At 55.1% G+C, this 379-nt stretch carries 1 pseudogene; it reads right to left on the bottom strand.

The features are described from left to right. Positions 1-369, bottom strand: a pseudogene (locus AB9F29_RS21415) (class I SAM-dependent DNA methyltransferase); the annotation flags it as partial. Between the last annotated feature and the right edge of the window lie 10 nt (positions 370-379).

Below are 379 nucleotides of genomic sequence, written 5' to 3'. Positions count from 1 at the left end.
CCATTTGTCCAAACTGAACGGTGGATTGGCGAGAACGACGTCGAACTTTTGCAAGTGGTCGCCTTCGACAATAGCAGGGCCGTTCTGCGTGTCCCACAATTCAATGCGCGCCGCATCTCGTGCGTGCAGAAACATGTTCATCCGAGCGAGTACCCAAGTAGCGCCGTTCACTTCTTGCCCATACAGCGCAAAGTTCTCAGACCCGACTTCCTGTCACGCCTGTATCAGCAACGAACCAGAGACGCGGGCCGGATCGCAGATCGTATCGCCAGGTTTATGTGCGGCCAGTTTCGCCAAAAGTCCAGGGACAGCAGAGGGCGTATAAAATTCGCCTGCCTTTTTCCCCGCGTCCGAGGCAAAGCGCGAAATCAGGTAGATT

The organism is Falsihalocynthiibacter sp. S25ZX9 (assembly GCF_041205405.1).
Lineage (GTDB): Bacteria > Pseudomonadota > Alphaproteobacteria > Rhodobacterales > Rhodobacteraceae > Falsihalocynthiibacter > Falsihalocynthiibacter arcticus.
The sequence above is the reverse complement of the archived record's forward strand: the minus strand, read 5'-3'. Positions and strand labels throughout refer to the sequence as shown.